Source organism: Neisseria sp. Marseille-Q2251 (genome assembly GCF_940793045.1).
Taxonomy (GTDB): domain Bacteria; phylum Pseudomonadota; class Gammaproteobacteria; order Burkholderiales; family Neisseriaceae; genus Neisseria.
In genome coordinates this window covers 1-918 of record NZ_CALNWV010000092.1, presented here as the reverse complement: position 1 = coordinate 918, position 918 = coordinate 1, and the positions used below count along the sequence as shown (strand labels likewise).

Here is a 918-nt window from a genome sequence, read left to right as displayed (position 1 = left end):
TCCGGGTCGGCAGCCCGCTGGTCCGCTACGAATACAACGGCAGCGGCGACCTGCTGCGCGTCATCGGCCGCGACGGCAACGTCAAACGCAGCTTCGGCTATAAAAACAATCTGATGGTGTCGCACACGGATGCGGCAGGATTGGTATCGGAATACGAATACGACCATTACACCCCGACCGGCAAGGTGTTGCGCAACTGGACTTCTTTGGGCGAGGAATGGCGCTTTACCTATCACGACGGTTATACCGAGGTAACCGACGTATTGGGTCGTACCGAGCAATACCATTACGACTACAACAACGAGTTGACCAAACGGGTGTTTGCCGACGGCAGCGCCGTGTTGATGGAACGCGACGGTTTGGGCCGTCTGCTCAGCCACACCGATGCGATGGGGCGTGTTACCCGCTATCAGTACAGCAACGAGGGGCAGGTTGAGGCCATCGTCCGCCCCGACGGCGCCATCCTGCATTTCGACTATGACGACTGCTACCGCCTGATCCGTAAAAGCGATGCGGAAGGCCGTTATGACGGCTATACCTACGACGAAGCGGGCAACCTGCTGACCCATACCGACCCGCTGAAACATACCACCCGTTTCGAATACGACGACAACGGCCTGTTGCTGTCGGTAACCGATCCGAACGGCAGCAGCACCGCCTATCACTATAATGAAAACCGCCAGCCCGACCTCATTACCGACTGTTCCGGTTACGAAACCAAACTGGCCTACACCCCCGAAGGTCAGCTGGCGTGCATTACCGATGCGCTGGGACAGCACACCGAATACCACTACGACGCCGACCAAAACCTCACCCTCGCCCTCTATCCCGACGGCAGCAAAGAGACCTTCGGCTACGATGCCGCAGGTCGTCTGAAAACCCATACCGACGGCGAAGGCCATACCACTTCCTACGAAT

At 58.0% G+C, this 918-nt stretch carries 1 pseudogene; it reads left to right on the top strand.

Features of this window, described 5'->3' with window-relative positions:
* A pseudogene (locus tag AAG834_RS13730) lies at positions 1 to 918 on the top strand (RHS repeat family protein); the annotation flags it as partial.